This window comes from Caulobacter sp. (assembly GCF_039596335.1).
Classification (GTDB): domain Bacteria; phylum Pseudomonadota; class Alphaproteobacteria; order Caulobacterales; family Caulobacteraceae; genus Caulobacter.
Map to the genome: position 1 here is coordinate 305,379 of NZ_JBCNJZ010000005.1, position 20,040 is coordinate 325,418.

The following is a 20,040-nucleotide window of genomic DNA, read 5'->3' on the forward strand; positions in this document are numbered from 1 at the left end:
GACGAATCCGCGGATCGGGGATGATTGAACATATGCGACGCTTGCTGATGTCGTTCGCCGCGGCGGCTGCCGTTCTCGCGCCGGGTCTGGCCCATGCCGGCATCTATACCGACGAGATGTCCAAGTGCCTGGTGCGCTCGGCGACCCCGCAGGATCAAACGGATCTCGTGAACTGGGTGTTCGCCGCGATGAGCTCTCACCCTTCGGTCAAAGGCTATGTGTCCATCACCGAGGCTCAGCGCACCGAAATCGCCCGGAAGGCCTCGGGCCTTATGGAGCGGCTTCTGATCACCAGCTGCCGCAAGGAGACGGTCGAGGCGCTGAAGTACGAGGGCGCCTCGGCGATCGAGCAATCCTTTGGCGTGCTGGGCCAAGTGGCCATGCGCGGCCTGATGGGCGATCCCGCCGTCGCCGAGAACTTCACTAAGCTCGGCGAATATGTCGACGAGTCGAAGTTCGAAGCCCTGGGCAAGGAAGCCGGCATCGCCCCGGCGAAGAAGCCGGAAGCCAAGTAGCCGGGCCTAGCCCGTCACCGTGTAGATCATGATCCCCGTGGCCACCGACAGGTTCAGGCTGTCGGCGCGGCCGCGCATGGGGATCTTGACGTTGACGTCGCAGGCGGCGGCCAGCTCGGGCGGCAGGCCCTGCTGCTCGTTGCCCATCAGGATCAGCGACGGCTTCACATAGTCGGCGCTCTTGTGGTCGACGGTGGCGGTCAGCAGGGTTCCGACCACGCTGCCGGGCCAGGTCTCGCGCCAGGCCAGGAACTCAGGCGTAGTGGCCTTGGCGATCTTCACGGCGAAGATCGAGCCCATGGTCGCGCGTACGCCCTCGACGGAGTAGGGGTCCACGCAGTCGCCGACCAGGATCACGCCGCCGCAGCCAGCGGCGTCGGCGGTGCGGATCACGGTGCCCAGGTTGCCGGGGTCGCGGACGGCCTGCATCGCCACCCAGCACGGCGCGCTCTCGGGTACGATGGCCGACAGCGGCGTGAACACCTGACGGAAGACGGCGACGACGGCCTGGGGGTTGTCGCGACGCGAGACCTTTTCCAGGATTTCCCGATTGACCTCAATGACTTCGCCGCCGGCCTTGACGCAGGCGGCGACGGCCTTCTTCAGCATCGGGTGATCGGCGGCGTCGGGGCCGTACATGACGATCTTGGGCGCGTGGCCACAGTCGATCGCCTCGATGACGATCTTCAGGCCCTCGGCCAGGAAGAGGCCGCTCTCTTCCCGTTCCTTGCGCATATGCAGGGCGCGGACGGCCTTGACGGTGGTATTGGTCAGCGAGGTGACGGTCTTGGCGTTCACAATCAGCCCTCCGAGGACCAGCGGGCGAAGAACGACAGGCCAATCTGGCGATCGCCCTTTTCCTCGACCAGCGACAGCTCGCCCCAGTCGATGACGCCGCCGCGGCCTTCCAGCTCCTGGGCCAGCAGGCCCGACATCGCCGCGCCCGAGACGCGGGCGGCATAGGCGTTCATCAGCAGGAACGAGGCGTCGGGCGACAGCAGCTGGGCGCAGTCCTTGGTCAGGGCGGCCAGGTCCTCGAACAGGCGCCAGACCTCGCCGTCGGCGCCGCGGCCGAACTTGGGCGGGTCCAGGATGATGCCGTCGTATGTGTTGCCGCGACGGACCTCGCGGGCCACGAACTTGCGCGCGTCCTCGACGATCCAGCGGATCGGCTTGTCGGCCAGGCCGGCGAAGGCGGCGTTCTCGCGCGCGAAGCCGACCGACTTCTTGGAGGCGTCGACATGGGTGACGGCCGCGCCGGCAGCGGCGCAGACCAGCGAGGCCACGCCCGTATAGCCGAACAGATTCAAGATCTTCGGCTGCGGACCTGAGCTCTTGCACAGGGTGCGCACGCGCTCGTCCTGCCAGGCCCAATTGGCGGCCTGCTCGGGGAAGAAGGCCAGGTGGCGGAAGGGCGTGAACTGGCCGTGGAACTTGGCGTCGCCCCAGCCTAGGTCGAACTTCTCGATCGGCTTGCCCTTGAAGCGCCAGCGGCCGGCTTCATCCTCGTCGGAGGGATCGAACACGGCGTCGGCGTTGTCCCACACCTTCTGATCCAGGCGCGGCGCCCAGAAGCACTGCGGCTCGGGGCGCACGACGGTGTAGCGGCCGTAGCGCTCCAGCTTCTTGCCGTTTCCGCTGTCCAGCAGGGCGTAGTCGGCCCAGCCGGTGGTGCGCATGACGAGGGGGGACGGAGCGATCTTCGGTGCCATCGCCCGCCCATACCGCCTTAGGGGGCTACTGGTCCAGAGCGGGGGACATGGTGGGTCTTGTCCCAGCGGTGCGGAGCGGTGACGAACTGGTAAAGGGCCTTGGTCGCGGCCAGGCTCTGCAGAAGCCAATAGCCGGGCATGCCCAGCAGGTGCAGCGACTTGGGCCGATCACCCGCCCGCAGCACGCCGCGCGCCCCGGCGATGGCCGCTGAGCCCCAGCCCAGGGCGTACAGCATCAGGTCCCACAGCGGCAGGGTGATGTCGCCGTCGGGCAGCCAGTCGATCGCCGCCAGCAGCAGCGCCACCGCCATCACCGGGCCGTGCAGGTGCGACGACGCCACCGACTGGGCCAGGGTCAGCACCAGGGCGGCGGCGTTGCGCGGCTGGCGCGGGACCCGGCCCCGGGCGTGCACGAACAGCGTCTGCATGTGGCCCTTGATCCACCGGGCCCGCTGCGGGAGCCACTGGCCCCAGGCGGTCGGAGCCGTCTCCCAGGTCGGGCGGCGGATCACGCCCAGACGATAGCCGGCGGCCGCTAGCCGGAAGCCAACGTCCGCGTCCTCGGTGACGTTGAAGGCGTCCCAGGCCCCGACCTCGTGCAGGGCTGCGGCCTTGAAGTGGTTGCTGGTGCCGCCCAGCGGAAAGGCCAGGCCCCAGCGGGCCAGGGCCGGCAGCAGCACCTCGAAGTGGGCCGCATATTCCAGCCGGAACTGCGAGGGCAGAAACATCGAAAAGCCCGGATCCTCGATCCGCAGCGGCGCCTGCAGGCAGGCCAGGCGCGGGTCCGAGGCGGCGAAGCGGGCGGCGGCCTCGCGCAGCTGGCCCGGATCGGGCATGTCCTCCGCGTCATAGATGACCACCAGTTCGCCCTTGGCGTGGTCCAGAGCGTGGTTGCAGGCGCGCGGCTTGGTCTTGGGCGTGCCCGGCGGGACCACCAGCACCGAGACGAAGGCTGGCAGGTCCAGTTCGTCGGCGGCGTCCTGGGTCGTCTCGTCGTCGGTCTCCAGCACGATCAGCGCCTGCAGCCGCTCGTGCGGATAGTCGAGCGCGGCCAGGTTCTGAACCAGCTCGGCCAGCACCTCGGCCTCGCGATAGAGCGGTGCGATCAGGGTGTAGGTCGGCAGGTCCGCGTCGGCCAGCGGCGGCGCCGGCGTGTCAGGCAGGGGCGTACAGGCGGCCGCCAGGCGTGTCAGGCCGCCCAGCAGGAAAATGGCGAAGAACAGGTGGTGGACCATGACCATGGCGCTGCCGGGATCCAGCGCTACGCCGATCGCCGCCAGCAGGCCCGCCAGCGCCACCGCCACGGCCTGGGCCGGCGACAGGCTGCGATGCGCGCCGTCGCGGATGTCTGTCCCGGTCGGCTCCAGAACGCCGGGCACAGCACCGCCGCTCGCCGGCGCTAGCGCCGGTTCCAACACTTCCTCCCGCGTCATGGATGCCCCCGATTGACGCCGTCGCCCCAACGCGAGGCATAACGGATTCACAACTCAAGGCTGTCAAATGGAAAAATGCGCGTCTTGGGGCGTTTCGACGCGGACACCCGCAACGGGCGCACGTTCTTGCGACGGCTGAGTGATTCCCGTTTAGTGTCCGATGGGGAACTGAGAGGGGAAGCCAATTCCGTGTCCGTCGTTTTGAAGAAGCCTCACAAGTCCGCGCGGAAGCCCAAGGGCGACGGGCACATGCGCCGAGGCGAGATCCTGGCGGCGGCCGAGAAGATCTTCATCGCCGAGGGCTATGCGGGCGCGACCATCCGCAAGATCGCCGACGCCGTGGGCGTGTCGTCGACCGCGCTCTACATGCACTTCCGCGATAAGGATCAGATCCTGCTGGAGATCAGCAACGACGCCATCGAGCGCTTGCTGGCCCTGAACACCGAGATCGCCTCCCAGCCGGTCGACCCGGTGGCGCGCGTGCGCTTGATGCTCGAAGCCTACATGACCTTCGCGCTGGACAATCCCAACACCTATCAGCTGGTGTTCTGCAGCACCGGCGAGCACGTCTCGTCCGACAAGACCGCCGACGTCATGGCGCTGGGCGACCGCTGCTTCGAAAAGTTCAGCGAGCCGGTGCACGCCATCGCCGCCCAGGGGCGTCTGCGCTCGGGGACGGCCCATGCGGCGGCCGAGGTGTTGTGGAGCGGCTGCCATGGCCTGGTGTCGCTGCTGATCACCAAGCCCTCGCGGGGCTGGTCCGAGCCTGATCAGTTGATGAAGGTGATGCTGGACGGTCTGCTGTACGGCCTGGTCACGGACTGATCTCATGAGCCCCGCCAAGGCTTTGTGCGCCGTTTTGGCGGTGGTGGCGCTCGCCCCGGTAACGGCCCTGGCCGCACCGCGGGTGATGTCTCTGGATTCCTGCGCCGACCAGTATGTGCTGGCCCTGGCCCCGCGCGACAGCATCGTCGGCCTCTCGCACCGGGCGATCGCGCGCGACAGCTATATGCGCGACGCGGCCGGCGGCCTGCCGCTGCGCCGGGCCACGTTCGAGAGCCTGGTGTCGGCCAAGCCTGAGGTCGTGGTGCGCCTGTGGGGCGGCGATGCGCGGCTCTCCAAGGCGCTGAGCGGCAAAGGCGTCACGACGGTGGCTTTGGACGATGCGGCCGATTTCGAGGGCGTACGCGGCAATGTCCGCAAGGTGGCGGCGGCGCTAGATCGCCGGCCGCAGGGCGAGGCCTTGATCGCAAGCATGGACGCCAAGCTGGCCAACGCCGCTGGGGCAGGGCAGGGGCGTGAAGCGCTGTACCTGACGCCGGGCGGCTATACGGCGGGCTCCGGCACCCTGATCGACACCATGCTGAAGGCGGCGGGCTACACGAACGCGTCCAAGGATCCCTATTTCGCGCCGGTGTCGCTGGAGCGGATGGTCATGACTCCGCCGGCGGCGGTGGTGTTGGGCCTGTTCGATCTGGTCCGCGCCGGCTCTGATCGTTGGGGCCCCGGCCGTCACGCGGCGCTTCAGAAGGCCGTGAAGACCCGCACCGTCGCCTCGCTGCCGGCCTCGATGGTCGGCTGCGCCGGCTGGTTCGCGGCCGATGGGGCGCGAGCCCTGGCCAAGGCCGCGCGATGAACCTCATCCGTCTCTGTCTTCTGATGCTGCTGGTTCTGGCCGGCGCGACCGTTCTGGCGATCGCCCTGGGCGAGACGCCGCTGTCGATGGCGCAGCACCTCCAGGCCCTGAGCCAGCCGGCTTCTCCGCCGGGCGAGGTGCTGTGGACCATCCGCGCGCCGCGCGTCGCCGTCGCCGCCCTGGTCGGCGCGGCGTTAGGTCTGGCGGGCGCGACCATGCAGGGCCTGCTGCGAAATCCCTTGGCCGATCCCGGCGTGCTGGGCGTCTCGGCGGTGTCGGGCCTGGGCGCGGCCCTGGCCATCTCGGCGGGACTTGCGGTCGCGCCCGGCGTCATCGAGCTGTCGGCCCTCGTCGGGGCGCTGGTCGCCGGCGCCTTGGTCGTGGCCCTGGCCGCGCGGTTTCGGGAGCCCGAGGCGCTTATCCTGTTCGGCGTGGCCCTGTCCGCGTTCGGCGGGGCGCTGACGGCGCTAGTGTTCAACCTGTCGCCTTCGCCGGTGGCGACGGCGGAGATCCTGGCCTGGCTGATGGGCTCGGTGCAGAACCGCGACTGGACCGATGCGGCCTGGGCGGTGGTCCCGATGGCGCTGGGCGCGGCGCTCTGCGTGCGGGCCGGGCAGGGGCTGCGCATGCTGACCCTGGGCGAGGAGGCGGCGCGGATGTCGGCCCTGCCGATGGCGCGCTTGCGGTTGTATGCCGTGGCCGGCGCGGCTCTGCTGACCGGCGCTGCGGTGGCGGCGGCGGGGGTGATCGGCTTTGTCGGCCTGGCCGCGCCGCACCTGGTGCGGGCCTTGGTCCGCGACGATCCCAAGCGCCTCCTGTGGCCCTCGGCCCTGGCTGGCGCGCTGCTGCTGGTGCTGGCCGATCTGGCCGCCCGTCTCATTCCCACCGAGCAGGAACTGAAGCTGGGCGTGGTCACCGCGCTGTTCGGCGCGCCGGCCTTCGCCCTGCTGGCGTGGCGGGCTTCGCGGAGCTGGCGGTCGTGAGCGTGCTGTGGACCCTCGTAGGCCTGACCGCGTGTCAGGGCCGGAAGACGGTGCTGGACGCCGCCAGCCTGTCGGTGTCCGCCGGCGAAGTGGTCGGCGTGGTCGGCCCCAATGGCGCGGGCAAGACCAGCCTGCTGCGGGCGGGTCTGGGCGTGCTGGCGAGCGTGGCCGGCGAGGCGCGGCTGTCGGACCGACCCGTCGCTCAGTTGAAGCCGCACGAGCGCGCCCGGCTGGTCGGCTACCTGCCGCAGGACCGCCGCGCGGCCTGGAACCTGCCAGCTCGCATGGTCGCCGCCCTGGGCGCCAGCGACCTGGCCGATGACGCCGCCGACGCGTTGGCGCTGGAGATGCTGAACCGCGTCGGCGCGCGGGATCTCGCCGATCGCGGCGTGCTGGACATGTCCGGCGGCGAGCGGGCCAAGGTGCTGCTGGCGCGCCTTCTGGCCACCCGCGCCCCGCTGCTGGTCGCCGACGAGCCGGTAGCGGGCCTGGATCCCGACGCCCAGCTGCTGACGCTTGATCTGCTGCGGGACGAGGCCGCACGTGGGGCCGGCGTCGTGGTGACGCTGCACGACCTGGGCTTGGCGGCGCGGTCGTGCGACCGGATCGTGGTGATGGAGGCCGGACGTGTGGTTGCCGACGCCGCGCCGCGTGAGGCGCTGTCGCGAGAGTTACTCAAGCGCGTGTTCAGGCTCGACGGCGAGCTGGTCGAGACCGACGCTGGGCCGGTTCTGGCGGCCAGGCGGGTTTAGCCCAATCCTCCCAACTGCCTTCCTCGCCCTTGTGGCGAGGACCTATGGTTCGGCTGGGCTAGGCGTTGATTGGGGTGTGTGGTCAGCGTGGCCGCCCTAGATTTCAGCGCAGAGCGGGCTGAACGCTGGGTCCTGGGCACAAGGCCCAGGAAAGCAAACTTGAGAAATGGGTGTGGTGGATAGCCTAAGGCTGCGCCGAGATCCCGTCCGCGCTCGCGACCGCCGGCGTGTACACATACCCACCCCGCTTCAAGTCGCTGGACAGCGTCAGCGGCGTCACCCCGCCGGCCAGCCGCGCGCGATAGACCATGGTCGTTTCCAAGGTTCGCATCACGTAGTTGCGGGTCTCGGAGAACGGGATGCACTCGATGAAGTCCAGCGGGTCGGTGCTGGCGCCGCGCGGGTCGCCGCACAGGCCCGCCCATTGGGCCGGACGGCCGGGGCCGGCGTTATAGGCCGCCGCGGCCATGATGTACGAGCCGCTGAAGGTGCGGACCATGTCACCCAGATACACCGAGCCCAGGCGCATGTTGTAGGGCGCGTCCCCCAGGCGCTCGACGCTGTGGCTTTCGCCCAGCTTGCGGGCGACCAGCGAGGCGGTGGCCGGCATCAACTGCATCATGCCGCGCGCGCCGACACCCGAGCGGGCGGCCGGGTCGAAGTTACTTTCCTGGCGCGAGATAGAATAGACGAAGGCCGTTTCGGCCGCGCCGGGGCCGGGCGTGAAGTGGTGGTCCAGCAGCGGATAGCCGCGCTCGGTCAGGATCATGCCCCGCTGGGCGGCGGTGCGGACCGCGCGCATGGCCAGGTCCTGGTCGCCATAGCCACGGGCCAGGTCGACCAGCAGGGCGCTTTCCTCGGCGTTGGGCAGGGTGTCGTCGATATAGAGCACCAGGCTGCGGAACAGGTCGCGCTGGCCGATGTCGGCCAGGATGCGGGCGGCGCGCACTTGTTCGCGGCCATAGAAGCGGGCGCGGTCGGCCTGGGTGATGACCGGATCGCGCGGCAGGCGCAGCTCCTTCATCCCGGCCTTCTCGGCGGCCAGCTGGCCGTAGAAGGTGGTCGTGTGGCGCGCGCCCTCGGAATAGAAGGCCTGGGCGGCGATCGGGTCGCCTTGGGCCTCGGCCGCGCGGCCCTGCCAGTAGAGGGCGCGGCCGCGGGTGATCGGCGAGGCGCCGACGGCGGCGATCTGGGCGAAGTGGGCCGCGGCGGCGTCGGGATTGCGCAGACGGGTCAGGGCCAGCCAGCCGGCGTAGAACTCGCTCTCGGCGATGTCTGCGGGGGCGATGGCCTGGGTGTTGTTGGCGGCGGCATAGGCGCCGGCGCTGTTGCCGGCCTTCAGGGCGCCGACGATCAACTGCTTGCGCTCGCGCCAGATGGCGCTGGAGGCCTCCTCGGTCGGCGGGACCGGGAAGTTGACCACCATCGGCAGGGCCAGGGTGTCCATGCCCTTGCGGCGCAGATAGGCGGCGCGCTCGAACACCACGCCCGGCTGGGCCTGCAGGTCGGGGGTGAGGCTGTTGTAGAGGTCGTTGGCGTTGCCGGCGTTCTGGCGATAGGCCATGCGCACGCGGGCCGCGCCCTGCTGAGTTTCCGACAGCATGGCGACCATCTCGCGGGCGGCCGGGCCTTGCTGGCCGTACAGCAGGATGTCGGCGCGGCGGACATAGTCGTCGGGCGTCAGCATGGCCCCAAAGCGGGCGATCATGCTGCGCTGGGCGTCGGCCTCGAACACCTTGTCGCGGAAGGTGTTGCGGATCAGGTTGGTGGCGTCCTTGGCGCGGCCGGTGGCCTGCCAGGCGCTGGCCAGGGCCATGGCGCCTTCGGCCGTCGACGGCTGGGCGCCGCCGAACCAGGCGATGGTGCGGGCCGGATCCAGGCCCGAGGTCGATAGGGACTTCTCGGCGGCGCTGTCACGGCGGGCGCTGCGCGGCCAGCCGGCCAGGTCGCGGCGGGCGGCGTCCAGCTCGAAGAAGCTCATGGCCTCGGCGTTGCTGTCGACCATCTGCCATTGGGCGATCTTCTTGGCGATCGGGTCCTGGATGGAGCCCATGGCCATGCGCGCGCCCGAGACGTCGCCGCGCTTGGCGGCGGCCAGGGCGCTCTGCAGGTTCGCCGAGTCGGTGTCCGACAGGCTCTGCGGCACGGCGGTGGGCGGCGTGGTGATCAGGCTCGAGGCGCCAGGCGTGGCGTAGCCCGAGGTGGTTTGGGCGTCCGCCGCCCCGACCACGGCCGCGATACAGGCTCCACCAAGAAGAATCCGACGCACCACAGAAGCCAAAACACTCTCCTCGAAAGGCCCCCGGGGGGCCTTCCATCTCAAACCCGACGCCGTCCCTATGCGACGATTCAGGCTCTAATAGGTTTTAAAGTCGGGTTGGCGGGCTTGACCGGAAAGCCTTCCCCCATCAAATCCGCCTTCGCCCTGTCGGACCCGGTTGCGGGACCACAGGGCGCGGACATATTGTCCGCCCCCATCCTCAAGCCGCAACACCCTGCGGCGCCTCCTCACGGCAATTTGCAAGTCATGGTCCAGTCTCACTTCAAGGGCGTCATTCCGGCCCTCGTCACGCCGTTCCGCGACGGTGAGGTGGACGAAAAAGCCTTCGTGGCCCTGGTCGAGCGCCAGATCGCCGGCGGCGTCCATGGCCTGGTGCCGGTGGGCACGACGGGCGAGACCTCGACCCTGTCGCACGACGAGCACAAGCGCGTCGTCGAGCTGTGCGTGAAGACCGCCGCCGGCCGTGTGCCGGTGATCGCCGGCGCCGGTTCGAACTCGACCGACGAGGCCATCGAACTGGCCCAGCACGCCAAGGCCGTCGGCGCCGACGCCGCCCTGGTCGTGACCCCGTACTACAACCGCCCCAGCCAGGAGGGCATGTACCAGCACTACAAGGCGATCAACGACGCCGTGGAGCTGCCGATCTTCGTCTACAACGTGCCGGGCCGCTCGGGCGTCGACATCAGCAACGAGACGCTGGCGCGCCTGTCCAAGCTGCCCAACATCGTCGGCATCAAGGACGCCACCGGCGACCTGACGCGGATCAGCATGCAGCGCCTGCTGTGCGGTCCGGACTGGATCCTGCTGTCGGGCGATGACCCGACCGCGCTGGGCTACATGGCCCACGGCGGCCATGGCGTGATCTCGGTCACCGCCAATGTCGCGCCGGACGCCTGCGCCGCCTTCATGAACGCCTGCATGCAGGGGGCTTGGGAAACCGGCCTCTACTGGCAGGACCGCCTGGTGCGCCTGCACAAGGCCCTGTTCCTGGACAGCTCACCCGGGCCGACGAAGTTCGCCATGGCCCACCTGGGCCTCTGCACCGAAGACGTGCGCCTGCCGATCACCGCGTGCGGCGACGCCGTGCGTCCGACGATCATCGAGGCCATGCGCGAGGCCGGTCTCCAGTAATGACCAAGCCGATCGCGGAAAACCGGCGCGCCCGGTACGACTACTTCATCGAGGAGACCTTCGAGGCCGGCATCATGCTGACCGGCACCGAGGTGAAGAGCTTACGCGTCGGCCGGGCCAATATCGCTGAATCCTACGCCTCAGTGGAAGGTCGCGAGATCAAGCTGATCAACGCCGACATTCCGCCGTACGGCCACGCCAACCGCTTCAATCACGAGCCGCGCCGGCACCGGAAGCTGCTGCTGCACCGCAAGCAGATCGACAAGCTTATCGGCGCGGTCCAGCGCGACGGCCGGACGATGATCCCGCTGAAGCTCTATTGGAACGAGAAGGGCCTAGCCAAGCTGGAGATCGGCCTGGCCAAGGGCAAGAAGAATCACGACAAGCGCGAGACCGAAGCCGCGCGCGACTGGCAGCGCGACAAGGCGCGCCTGATGAAGGGCAACCGCGACGACTAGCGGTCGGTGGGCCTAGTGCTGGCCCATCAGCAGGAAGCCGATCACCAGGCCCAGGGCGAAGGCGCCCGCGCTGACGATCAGGAAGGTGCGGACCTCTTGGCGGAGTGCGGTTGGGCGAAGGGTCGTGGGCGTCTGCGCCATGATCAGGCTCCGATCCTGCGGCGCGTTATGCGCGCGCCACGATTCAGTCTTCGCACGGATGTTAAACCCTGGCGCGAGCTGGGCATTGTCAACGATTGTTAAAGTGAGGTCCTGAGCCTCTAGGCGGCAGCCGCCCGCTCGGTGACCTGAGATCGAACGCCTTGCTCGAACAGGTCTCCGCAAATGGCCAGGGCGCTCTTGTAGGCGCTCTCGACATTGTCGAACTGTCCGGCGGTGCGTCCGCCCTCGGTGACGACCCAGCCGTCATTCAGCGGCATGATTTCGATGCGCTGGCAGTGCGCGGCGTCCTGGTTCATGACGACGAGCTCCCTGGTTGCGACTCGCGCCCCCGACCGGACGCGGGAGCATCCTTAACGCGAGCCAAGCCCTGAGCATTGTCAATCTATGTAAACAGAACCCGGACGAATGGCTTTGCGGCGGATCAACCTTTCCGGTCAGCCGTTTTCCAGCGCCAGCAGGGCGAAGGTGGCCAGCCAGTGCTCGCCCATATAGTCGCCAGACACGTGCGGGATGGCCGCCGCCAGGTGGTTTAGCGCGGCGTTGATGGCCAGCGGCTTGGCCGGATCGGCCTCGGACATCGCTCCGGCCAGGGTGCGCCAGCACCAGGCGCGCGACAGGTTCAGGCCGTCCAGGTGGACGATCTGGCCGTCGGTGCGGTCGCTGACCCGGGCCGGCGTGAACAGCGTCGCCGGCTGCTTGCGGGCCAGATCCGGCAGGAAGCGCGGGAACCACAGCTCGAAGCGTTCGCGCGGCATCAGCCGGCGCATGGCCTCGGCCTCGATCAGGGCGGGGGAAAGGAAGTCGTCGCCCGACGGCTCCCAGGCCGGGCAGGCGGCATCCTGGCCGTACCAGACCAGCGCCCGGTCCAGCAGCAGCTGGCGGAAGGCCGCGTCGTGGGTCATGTCGGCATATTCGCTGGCCAAGACCAGGGCGAAGGCGGTGTTGAAGTGCGCGCCGCTACGGACCGGATAGTCGGCGATCGGCAGGAAATCCTCGAACCGCTCGGCGAAGGCATTGGCCAGGGGCGCGTGGGCCCCGGCCCACGGGCGATCGTGGCGCAGCAGCTCGGCCTGCAACATCAGGTTCCAGGCCCAGCCATAGGGACGCTCGAAGCCGCGGCTCTCGGGCCGGGAGAGATAGGCCACCTCGCCGGCGACCTTGTCGGGCGTGAACGCGTCGTCGAAGATCTCGATGATCTGCTCGGCCTCGGCCATCTCAGGCCGCAGCCGCAGCAGGGTGGCCAGCAGCCAGTAGCCGTGCACGCAAGAGTGCCAGTCGAAGCTGCCGAAGAAGATCGGATGCAGGTCGCGGGGACTCTGAATGTCCTCCGGCCCGGCCATCACGTGATCCAGCTTGGCGGGGTACTCGCGCGTCAGATGGCCCAGGGCGATCCGGGCGAAGCGCGAGGCCGTGGCGCGGGCCAGACTCATCTGAAGGCGGCGAGGGCGGTCATAAGCCCCTTCAACTTCAGCGTGACAGGCGGCGCAAGTCCCCCTTGACGCTGAAACGCCCCGGCGCGACCCTCAAGTCAACAATGATAACCTACGGAGGAAACCATGGCCGACGGGTCTCTGCCGATCACGTCCCTGCCAATACCATCGCTAAAGGGCAAGGTCAGCGACGCCGAGTGGCAGGCGCGCGTCGACTTGGCCGCTCTCTATCGTCTCGTGGCCCTGCACGGGTGGGACGACATGATCTTCACCCACATCTCGGCCCGCATTCCCGGGCCTGAGCACCACTTCCTGATCAATCCCTACGGCATGTTCTTCGGCGAGATGACCGCCTCGTGCCTGGTCAAGGTCGATCTCGAGGGGAACATCGTCGACAAGACCCAGTACTTCATCAATCCGGCGGGCTTCACCATCCACTCGGCCATCCACGCCGCGCGCGAGGACGCCCATTTCGTCATGCACCTACACAGCGACCAGGGCGTGGCCGTGTCGGCGCACAAGGACGGCCTGCTGCCGCTGACCCAACACGCGCTGATCGTCACGCCTCAAATCGCCTATCACGACTATGAAGGCATTGCGCTCAACCTTGACGAGCGCGAGCGAATTGTGGCTGATCTCGGTGACAAGAAGCTGATGATGTTGCGCAACCATGGAACCCTGTCCCTGGGCGCGACCGCGGCCGAATGCTGGTTGGGGATGTTCTTCCTGGAGCGGGCGTGCGCACAACAGGTCATGGCGCTCTCGATCGGTCGCGACAACGTCCTGCTGGCGCCGGAAGGCGCTCAGGAGGAGGTCCGACGCCAGGTCGGCATGGGCATGGGAATGATCGGCAGCCTGGCCTGGCCCGGCTGCCTGCGCAAGCTGGATCGCGAGCTGCCCGGCTACTCGGACTAGGCTTCGTTTCGACGCTTTGGAAAGCCGTCGCGGTCCTGGTGATCGCGGCGGCTTTTCCATGTCTGGCCCCGGGGAAGGCCACGGCCGGCGCCTGGCCGATCGAGCCGGGCCGCACCCAGCTGATCGCCAAGTACGAGCGCACCCACGCCGACGAGGGCTATGATCCCGACGGCGTGCTGGTGACGGTGGGCCATCGCCGGGACGAACTGCTGTCGGTCTTCGTCGAGCATGGCGTCACGCCGCGCCTGACCCTGCAAGGCAAGGTCGGGGTGACGCGCGGCCATGACCGCTGGGTGGACTATGAGGGGCGCGGTCCGATCGAGGCCGGGGTCCGCTGGACGGTTCGCCGCGACGACCGCTCGTCCCTGGCGCTCTATGTCGGCGCGGGCGAGGCGGGGAAGGGCCGCAACGCCGGCTATGCGACGCCAGGGCAGGGGAGCCTGGATCTGGAAGCGCGGGTGCTCTACGGCCGCTCGGGCGTCTGGCGCGGTCGGCAGGTGTTCGTCGATCTGCAGGCCGCCCGGCTGAAGCGTCAAGGCCTTGCCGACGAGACACGTTTCGACACGACCGTGGGCGTGCGGCCGGCCAAGCGATGGCTGGTGATGGCCCAGACCTATGCCGGCCGGACCGACCGTGGCGAGGTCGGCGCGCGCTGGGTCAAGAGCGAGGTCTCGGTCGTCCGCGCCGTTGGTGACTGGAGTGTTCAGGCCGGCTGGCGCGATACGGTTACTGGCCGCGAAGTCGCTCGTGATCGCGGCGTACTGCTCAGTTTGTGGCGTCAGTTATAGCTTGTTTCAGCATTGCAACAGACGGTCATTCGGCTGTCACTGGACGACGCTTTAGGCTGCGGTCATATGTCGCCACAGAATAAACGCCGAATCCAGTCGGCGCCCGGAGCGTTTCGTTGATCCGCAGGCATTTCTTTCTCGTGGTGGCCGTCGCCGCCGTCGTCTTGATGGTGATCGTCGGCGGGCTGAAGCTTGCGTTTGGCGGTAAGAAGGACGAAGGCGGCCCCGGCGGTCGCGCGACCAGTGTTTCGCAGGCCGTGGCGATCGATCGCCAGTTCACCGACCGCATCGAGGTGCTGGGCGTGGCCAAGGGCCGCCAGTCGGTGACGATCACTTCCAACACCACCGAGCAGATCACCGCCGTGCGCTTCGTCGACGGCCAGAGCGTGTCGCGCGGCCAGGTGCTGGTCGAACTGCGCGCCGAGCAGGAAGACGCCGGCATCTCCGAGGCCCGCGCCCGCCTGGCCCAGGCCGAGCGCGACTATGCCCGCTGGAAGACCCTGGCCGACAAGGGCATCGCCCCGCGCGCCACGGCCGAGCAATCGCTGGCCAATCTGGAAGCCGCCCGCGCCGCCGTCGGCACGGCCCAGGCCCAGAAGCTGGACCGCGTGATCCGCGCGCCATTCGCCGGCCGTGTCGGCATTTCCGACGTCGCGCCGGGGACCATGATCAGCCCGGGTGCGGCTATCGTCAGCCTGGACGATATCTCGGTGATCCGCGTCGACTTCTCGGTGCCGGACCGCTACCTGCGCACCCTGCGCGTGGGCCTGCCGATCACGGCGCGTCCCGACGCCCTGCCGGGCGAGACCTTCCAGGGCCGCATCGCCCAGGTCGACACCCGCATCAATCCCAGCACCCGCGCGGTGATGGCCCGGGCCGAGTTCCCCAACGCTGGCGATCGCCTGAAGCCGGGGATGCTGGTCAAGGTCGCCATCGACCAGGGTGTGCGCACCGCTGTCGCCACGCCGGAGACGGCCGTTCAGTTCGAAGGCTCTCAGGCGTCGGTCTTCCGCATCATCGAAGGTCCCAAGGGCCTGGTCGCGCGCCGCGCCGACGTCGACACCGGGGCCACCGAGAACGGCTTCGTCGAGATCCGGGCAGGTCTGCGGGCCGGCGAGAAGATCGTCGCCGACGGCCTGAACCGCATCCAGGACGGCGCGGCCGTCCGTGGTGGTCAAGGTGGCCAAGGCCAGCAAAAGGGCGGTGAAAGCCGCAAGGGCGGCTGATGCTGTCCGACCTTTCTGTCCGTCGTCCCGTATTCGCCGCCGTCGCGGCGATCATCCTCTGCGTCATTGGCCTGGCAGCCTACACGTCGCTGCCGATCCGTGAGCTGCCCAGCGTCGATCCGCCCGTGGTGTCGATCTCGACCACCTATCGCGGCGCCTCGGCCGAGGTCATCGAAGAGCGCATCACCCAGGTGATCGAGCGCCAGGCGGCCGGCATCCAGGGCATCGACCGGGTCAACAGCTCGTCGCGCGACGGTCGCTCGCAGATCACCATCACCTTCAATCTCGACCGCGACCTGGACGCGGCCGCCAATGACGTGCGCGACGCCGTCAGCCGGGTGACGGCCAATCTGCCCGACCAGGCCGATCCGCCGCAGATCGCCAAGGCCAATGCCGACAGCTCGCCGATCATCATCCTGAACCTGACCTCGACCACGCTGGATCCGCTGCAGCTGGCCGACTACGCCGACCGCTACCTGGTCGAGCGGATGTCGACCATCGACGGCGTGGCCCAGGCCAACCTGTTCGGGGCCAAGATCTTCGCCATGCGGATCTGGCTGGACGCCGACCAGATGGCCGCCCGCGGCGTCACCGTCGACGACGTCGAAAGCGCCCTCAACAGCCAGAACCTGGAACTGCCGGCCGGCTCGCTGGAAAGCGCCACCAAGGACTTCACCATCCGGGTCGTGCGCGCCTATGCCAAGCCCGAGGAGTTCGCCCGCCTGCCGATCCGCGCCGCCGACGCCAGCGGCTTCGTGCTGCGCCTGGGCGATGTGGCCCGGGTCGAGGAAGGCCCGGACGAGCGCCGCCGCCAGTTCCGCGGCAACGGCGTCGACCAGGTCGGCATCGGCCTGACCCGCCAGTCGCAGGCCAATGACGTCGCCATCTCCGAGACCGTCCGCAAGGAAGTGGAGTCGATCAACCAGACCCTGCCGCCCGGCACCAAGCTGGTCGTGGCCGTGGACAACTCAGTGTTCACCGCCGAGGCCATCCATGAGGTCTGGATCACCATGGGGCTGTCGATCGGCCTGGTGGTGCTGGTCAACCTGCTGTTCCTGGGCAGCTGGCGCTCGGCGCTGATCCCGTCGATCGTCGCGCCGATCTGCATCCTGTCGACCTTCATCATCCTGGCCCCGCTGGGCTTCTCGCTGAACCTGCTGACCCTGCTGGCCCTGGTGCTGGCCGTTGGCCTGGTTGTCGATGACGCCATCGTGGTGGTCGAGAACATCCAGCGTCGCGTCGACGAGGGCGAGCCGCCGCTGGTCGCCGCCGAGCGCGGCACCCGCCAGGTGTTCTTCGCCGTCGTGGCCACCACCATCGTGCTGATCTCGGTGTTCGCGCCGCTGATGTTCCTGCCCGGCTATATCGGCCGCCTGTTCGTCGAGCTGGCCGTGGCCATCGCCTCGGCCGTGGCGTTCTCGGCCCTGCTGGCCCTGTCGCTGTCGCCGATGATGGCGTCCAAGCTACTGAAGTCGGCGCATGGCGAAGGCTGGCTGGCCCGCAAGGTCAACGTGGCCATGGACGGGCTGAAGAACTCGTATCGCGCCTCGCTGGAGGGCATTCTGGTTGGCCGCTGGACCGCAGCCCTGGCCGGCGTGTTGGTGATCGGCCTGGCGGCCTTCGCCGGCCTGATGTTCGCCACCCTGCCCAAGGAGCTGGTGCCGCCGGAAGACCGTGGCCGGGTCGACGTCTCGATCACCGCGCCGGAAGGCGCTGGCTACGACTACACCGCCTCGATCATCGGTCGGGTCGAGAAGGAGATTTCGGCCTATCGCGAGAACGGCCAGGCCGAGCGGACCATCGTCTCGATCCCGCGCTTCGGCCAGAGCCAGTTCAACACCGGCAACGGCGTGGTGGTGATGAAGCCCTGGGGCGAGCGGGACATGACCGCCGATGAGGTGGCCGCCCAGCTCAACAAGGACCTCAACAAGATCACCGGGGTGCGCGCCGTGGCCAGCGTGCGCGGCCCGTTCCAGCGGGGCGGTGGCGGCGGCGGGGGCGGCGGCACCAATGTCGACCTGATCGCCGTCGGCAACGACTACGTCCAGCTGTCGAACTGGCTGAAGCCGATCCTGCAGGCCTCGCAGGAGAACCCCGGCCTGTCGCGTCCGCGCCTGGACTACGAGCCGACCGCGCCGCGCCTGTCGGTGTCGATCGACCTGGACAAGGCCGCCAGCCTGGGCGTCTCGGCCCAGTCGATCGGTCGCGCGCTCGAGACGATGTTCGGCTCGCGCCGGGCGACGACCTACATCAAGAACGGCCAGGAATACGACGTCATCCTGCAGACCAACCTCGACCAGCGTCGCAGCATTGAGGATCTGAACCGCCTGAACGTCCGCGCCGCTTCGGGCGCCTTGGTGCCGCTGTCGACCGTGGTGACCACGCAGCTGCGCGGCGACACTCCGGACCGTCCGCGCGTCGACCGCCTGCGCTCGGTGACCCTGACCACCCAGCTGAACCCCGGCTACACCGTGGGCGACGCGGTGACCTTCTTCCAGCAGCAGGCCGCGGATCACGCCGCGCCGGGCGTGTCGGTGAAGTGGGGCGGCCAGGCCAAGGACTATCTGGAAGGTTCGGGCGGCATCGCCATCGCCTTCGGCCTGGCCCTGCTGCTGGTCTTCCTGGTGCTCGCCGCGCAGTTCGAAAGCTGGATCCACCCGGCGGTGATCATGCTGACCGTGCCCCTGGCGGCGCTGGGCGGCCTGTTCGGCCTGCTGATGACCGGCTCGACCATCAACACCTACAGCCAGATCGGCCTGATCATCCTGGTCGGCATCGCCACCAAGAACGGCATCCTGATCGTCGAGTTCGCCAACCAGCTGCGCGACGAGGGCCTGTCGGTGCGTGAAGCCGTGATCGAGGCGGCGGCCCTGCGCCTGCGTCCGATCATCATGACCTCGATCGCCGCGGCCATGGGCGCTCTGCCGCTGATGCTGTGGGCCGGAGCCGGGGCGGGCAGCCGCCAGACGATCGGGGCGACGATCTTCACGGGGGCGATCTTCGCCACCTTGCTGACGCTGTTCATCGTGCCGGTTTTCTACGACCTGCTCGCGCGCTTCACGAAATCGCCGGAATGGACCGCGCGCCAGATCGAGGCCTACGAGGCCGAAGAAAAGGCCGCGGCCGCCGCGCCGCCGGTGGCTTAGACGCCGCTGAGGATGATCACGTCGCTGAGCAGGCTGTCCGCGAAGCGATAGGTCAGGCGGGCGCGGGTGTCGGACCAGATGTGGCCCTTGTGGTCCTGGACCAGCAGCTGGACCTCGACGTCCAGCGCCCCGTCCGTCTCGCCGACGATGCGGATCAGCTGGATGTTGGGCCGGGTCAGGGCAAACAGCTGCTCGAAGTGCGCGAGGATGGCTTCCCGGCCGTGCAGCCGGCCGCCTTCCAGGGTGTCGGGCCAGGTCGCATCGGGGTGCAGGGTGTCGCGCACGCCCACGAGATCCTGGGCGTTGACGGCCTCATAGGCCTTCGCCAGGACCGCTTGCTGCGCGCTGCGTTCCGCCTCCGCCGTCATGGGCTTGGTTCCGAGTCTCCCTTGGAGACGACATCCATGCGCCAGAACAGTCCGTCGCGGAGCGTGTAACAATGCCGCACGCAGAAATCCGACCAGAGACGGCCGGTCAGGTTCCAGATCACCTGGTTGGAGTCGACCAGGACATGGTCCTCGTCGTCCAGCCAGACCTCGACAGGCGTGGTCTCCACGCGGATCGAGGCGTCGTTATACGCCCAGTAGTCGAGGACGGCTTCGGGGCTATCCAGCCAGCCGCCGCGCGTCAGATCCGCCCATTCCAGCCGACCCGGGACCAGGCCGCGAAAGGCCTCGAAGTCCCGGCGCCCGACGGCGTCGTAGAGACGCCCGACCAGCGCCTCGATTTCTGGCGGGGCCGGGCGCACGGTCATGGCGCAGAGGTTGGCGCAGGCTTGTAGCCTGTCTCGACCTTGAGATAGGCGATCAGGTCCACCCGGTCCTTGGCGTCGTGCAGGCCGGCGAAGGTCATCTTGGTGCCCGGCATGAAGCCGCGCGGGTCGGCCAGCCACTTGTCCAGGTGCTGGGCGTCCCAGGCGAAGCCCGCGGCCTTCACGGCGTCGGAATAGCGGTAGCCGTCCTTGGTCCCGGCCGTGCGGCCGAACACGCCGTACAGGTTCGGGCCGGTCAGGTCCGGGCCGCCCTCGGTGATGGTGTGGCACGAGCGGCAGAGCGCGAACTTGCGCTGGCCGTTGGAGAGGTCGCCGGTGTTGTAGGGCGCGGGGAGGGCGGCCAGGGCCGCGGCCTTCTCGGCGTCGGTCGGCGGAGCCGAGGCGGGCGCAGAGGCCGGAGCCTCGCCCGAGCCGCCGCCGTCCTTGGAGCACGCCGCGAGGGTCAGGCCCGCGCCCAGGCACAAGGCCGCCAGAGCGACCGTTTCGATCTTACGCATGCTGATCCCCGACTGACGTTTCGCCGCATGGGCTGCGACGGCGCGACGCATTCCAAACCCTTATAAATTCAGGGCCATGGCCTTGTCACGGAACGATGTTCCCAATCCGGGCCTCCGGCGGCGCTCTGCGACAATTGCTGGTAGCTAGCTGATTCTTCTCACGAAAAGTGGAAATGCAAACCGTGGGTCTGCACATAAGCGTT

The 20,040-nt window shown here is 68.7% G+C and carries 21 protein-coding genes; 11 read left to right on the forward strand and 10 right to left on the reverse strand.

Annotated features, from left to right (window positions below):
• The first annotated feature begins 32 nt into the window (after positions 1 to 32).
• The gene (locus tag ABDW31_RS12720; protein WP_184718869.1) at positions 33 to 515 is read left to right on the forward strand and encodes a hypothetical protein; all 483 of its coding nucleotides are present in this window, start codon (positions 33 to 35) and stop codon (positions 513 to 515) included.
• A 6-nt stretch (positions 516 to 521) separates the two neighbouring features.
• Here ABDW31_RS12720 and ABDW31_RS12725 read toward each other — a convergent pair whose 3' ends face one another.
• From ABDW31_RS12725 to ABDW31_RS12735, 3 genes are read right to left on the reverse strand one after another with little or no spacing between them, the layout of a single operon-like run.
• Entirely contained in the window at positions 522 to 1,313 is a 792-nt protein-coding gene (locus ABDW31_RS12725; RefSeq protein ID WP_184718883.1) for an RNA methyltransferase, read from the reverse strand.
• Positions 1,314 to 1,315: 2 nt separating this feature from the next.
• Positions 1,316 to 2,227 carry a class I SAM-dependent methyltransferase gene (locus ABDW31_RS12730; RefSeq protein WP_184718885.1) on the reverse strand — a complete coding sequence of 304 codons (912 nt, stop codon included), beginning with the start codon at positions 2,225 to 2,227 and terminating at the stop codon, positions 1,316 to 1,318.
• A 17-nt stretch (positions 2,228 to 2,244) separates the two neighbouring features.
• The gene (locus ABDW31_RS12735; RefSeq protein WP_184718887.1) at positions 2,245 to 3,660 is read right to left on the reverse strand and encodes a glycosyltransferase; all 1,416 of its coding nucleotides are present in this window, start codon (positions 3,658 to 3,660) and stop codon (positions 2,245 to 2,247) included.
• Between the two features lie 189 nt (positions 3,661 to 3,849).
• On the opposite strand from ABDW31_RS12735, the gene ABDW31_RS12740 reads away from it, so the two are divergent.
• The 4 genes from ABDW31_RS12740 to ABDW31_RS12755 are packed head-to-tail and all read left to right on the forward strand — an operon-like array spanning position 3,850 to position 7,031.
• Positions 3,850 to 4,485 carry a TetR/AcrR family transcriptional regulator gene (locus ABDW31_RS12740; RefSeq protein ID WP_184718889.1) on the forward strand — a complete coding sequence of 212 codons (636 nt, stop codon included), beginning with the start codon at positions 3,850 to 3,852 and terminating at the stop codon, positions 4,483 to 4,485.
• Between the two features lie 4 nt (positions 4,486 to 4,489).
• Complete coding sequence (locus tag ABDW31_RS12745; RefSeq protein WP_184718891.1) at positions 4,490 to 5,296, forward strand: ABC transporter substrate-binding protein; 807 nt, start codon at positions 4,490 to 4,492, stop codon at positions 5,294 to 5,296.
• A complete protein-coding gene (locus ABDW31_RS12750) occupies positions 5,239 to 6,279 on the forward strand; it encodes an iron ABC transporter permease (protein WP_184723843.1) in 1,041 nt (346 codons plus the stop codon). Before ABDW31_RS12745 ends, ABDW31_RS12750 begins: the two co-directional genes overlap by 58 nt.
• Positions 6,276 to 7,031, forward strand: coding sequence for an ABC transporter ATP-binding protein (locus tag ABDW31_RS12755; protein WP_184718893.1), 756 nt, complete (start codon positions 6,276 to 6,278; stop codon positions 7,029 to 7,031). Before ABDW31_RS12750 ends, ABDW31_RS12755 begins: the two co-directional genes overlap by 4 nt.
• Positions 7,032 to 7,215: 184 nt before the next feature.
• Here ABDW31_RS12755 and ABDW31_RS12760 read toward each other — a convergent pair whose 3' ends face one another.
• Positions 7,216 to 9,312 carry a lytic transglycosylase domain-containing protein gene (locus ABDW31_RS12760; RefSeq protein ID WP_184718895.1) on the reverse strand — a complete coding sequence of 699 codons (2,097 nt, stop codon included), beginning with the start codon at positions 9,310 to 9,312 and terminating at the stop codon, positions 7,216 to 7,218.
• 246 nt (positions 9,313 to 9,558) lie between these two features.
• Here ABDW31_RS12760 and dapA point away from each other — a divergent pair, with 246 nt between their 5' ends.
• Both dapA and smpB read left to right on the forward strand, forming a co-directional pair.
• On the forward strand, positions 9,559 to 10,443 hold the full coding sequence (dapA, locus tag ABDW31_RS12765) for a 4-hydroxy-tetrahydrodipicolinate synthase (RefSeq protein ID WP_184718896.1): 885 nt from the start codon (positions 9,559 to 9,561) through the stop codon (positions 10,441 to 10,443).
• Entirely contained in the window at positions 10,443 to 10,901 is a 459-nt protein-coding gene (gene smpB / locus ABDW31_RS12770) for an SsrA-binding protein SmpB (RefSeq protein ID WP_184718904.1), read from the forward strand. Before dapA ends, smpB begins: the two co-directional genes overlap by 1 nt.
• 12 nt (positions 10,902 to 10,913) lie before the next feature.
• On the opposite strand, the gene ABDW31_RS12775 is transcribed toward smpB, so the two are convergent.
• From ABDW31_RS12775 to ABDW31_RS12785, 3 genes are all read right to left on the reverse strand, one after another.
• Positions 10,914 to 11,042 carry a hypothetical protein gene (locus ABDW31_RS12775; RefSeq protein WP_343698896.1) on the reverse strand — a complete coding sequence of 43 codons (129 nt, stop codon included), beginning with the start codon at positions 11,040 to 11,042 and terminating at the stop codon, positions 10,914 to 10,916.
• 119 nt (positions 11,043 to 11,161) lie between these two features.
• Entirely contained in the window at positions 11,162 to 11,359 is a 198-nt protein-coding gene (locus ABDW31_RS12780) for a hypothetical protein (RefSeq protein ID WP_184718907.1), read from the reverse strand.
• A gap of 138 nt (positions 11,360 to 11,497) precedes the next feature.
• Entirely contained in the window at positions 11,498 to 12,493 is a 996-nt protein-coding gene (locus ABDW31_RS12785; RefSeq protein ID WP_184718909.1) for a DUF2891 domain-containing protein, read from the reverse strand.
• Between the two features lie 126 nt (positions 12,494 to 12,619).
• Here ABDW31_RS12785 and ABDW31_RS12790 point away from each other — a divergent pair, with 126 nt between their 5' ends.
• The 4 genes from ABDW31_RS12790 (at position 12,620) to ABDW31_RS12805 (ending at position 18,568) form a co-directional block, all read left to right on the forward strand.
• Positions 12,620 to 13,408: a class II aldolase/adducin family protein gene (locus tag ABDW31_RS12790; protein ID WP_343698897.1), complete on the forward strand. Its 789-nt coding sequence runs from the start codon at positions 12,620 to 12,622 to the stop codon at positions 13,406 to 13,408.
• Between the two features lie 38 nt (positions 13,409 to 13,446).
• A complete protein-coding gene (locus ABDW31_RS12795) occupies positions 13,447 to 14,196 on the forward strand; it encodes a hypothetical protein (RefSeq protein WP_184718913.1) in 750 nt (249 codons plus the stop codon).
• 116 nt (positions 14,197 to 14,312) lie between these two features.
• A complete protein-coding gene (locus ABDW31_RS12800) occupies positions 14,313 to 15,422 on the forward strand; it encodes an efflux RND transporter periplasmic adaptor subunit (RefSeq protein WP_184718915.1) in 1,110 nt (369 codons plus the stop codon).
• Positions 15,422 to 18,568, forward strand: a complete 3,147-nt coding sequence (locus ABDW31_RS12805) for an efflux RND transporter permease subunit (RefSeq protein WP_184718917.1) — start codon at positions 15,422 to 15,424, stop codon at positions 18,566 to 18,568. Before ABDW31_RS12800 ends, ABDW31_RS12805 begins: the two co-directional genes overlap by 1 nt.
• Here the strand turns inward: ABDW31_RS12805 and ABDW31_RS12810 are convergent.
• The 3 genes from ABDW31_RS12810 to ABDW31_RS12820 are packed head-to-tail and all read right to left on the reverse strand — an operon-like array spanning position 18,565 to position 19,837.
• Positions 18,565 to 18,936, reverse strand: a complete 372-nt coding sequence (locus ABDW31_RS12810) for a nuclear transport factor 2 family protein (RefSeq protein ID WP_184718919.1) — start codon at positions 18,934 to 18,936, stop codon at positions 18,565 to 18,567. The genes ABDW31_RS12805 and ABDW31_RS12810 overlap by 4 nt on opposite strands.
• Positions 18,933 to 19,322: a hypothetical protein gene (locus ABDW31_RS12815; RefSeq protein ID WP_184718921.1), complete on the reverse strand. Its 390-nt coding sequence runs from the start codon at positions 19,320 to 19,322 to the stop codon at positions 18,933 to 18,935. Before ABDW31_RS12815 ends, ABDW31_RS12810 begins: the two co-directional genes overlap by 4 nt.
• A complete protein-coding gene (locus tag ABDW31_RS12820) occupies positions 19,319 to 19,837 on the reverse strand; it encodes a cytochrome c family protein (RefSeq protein WP_184718923.1) in 519 nt (172 codons plus the stop codon). The genes ABDW31_RS12815 and ABDW31_RS12820 overlap by 4 nt, the downstream gene beginning before the upstream one ends.
• Positions 19,838 to 20,040 lie beyond the last annotated feature (203 nt).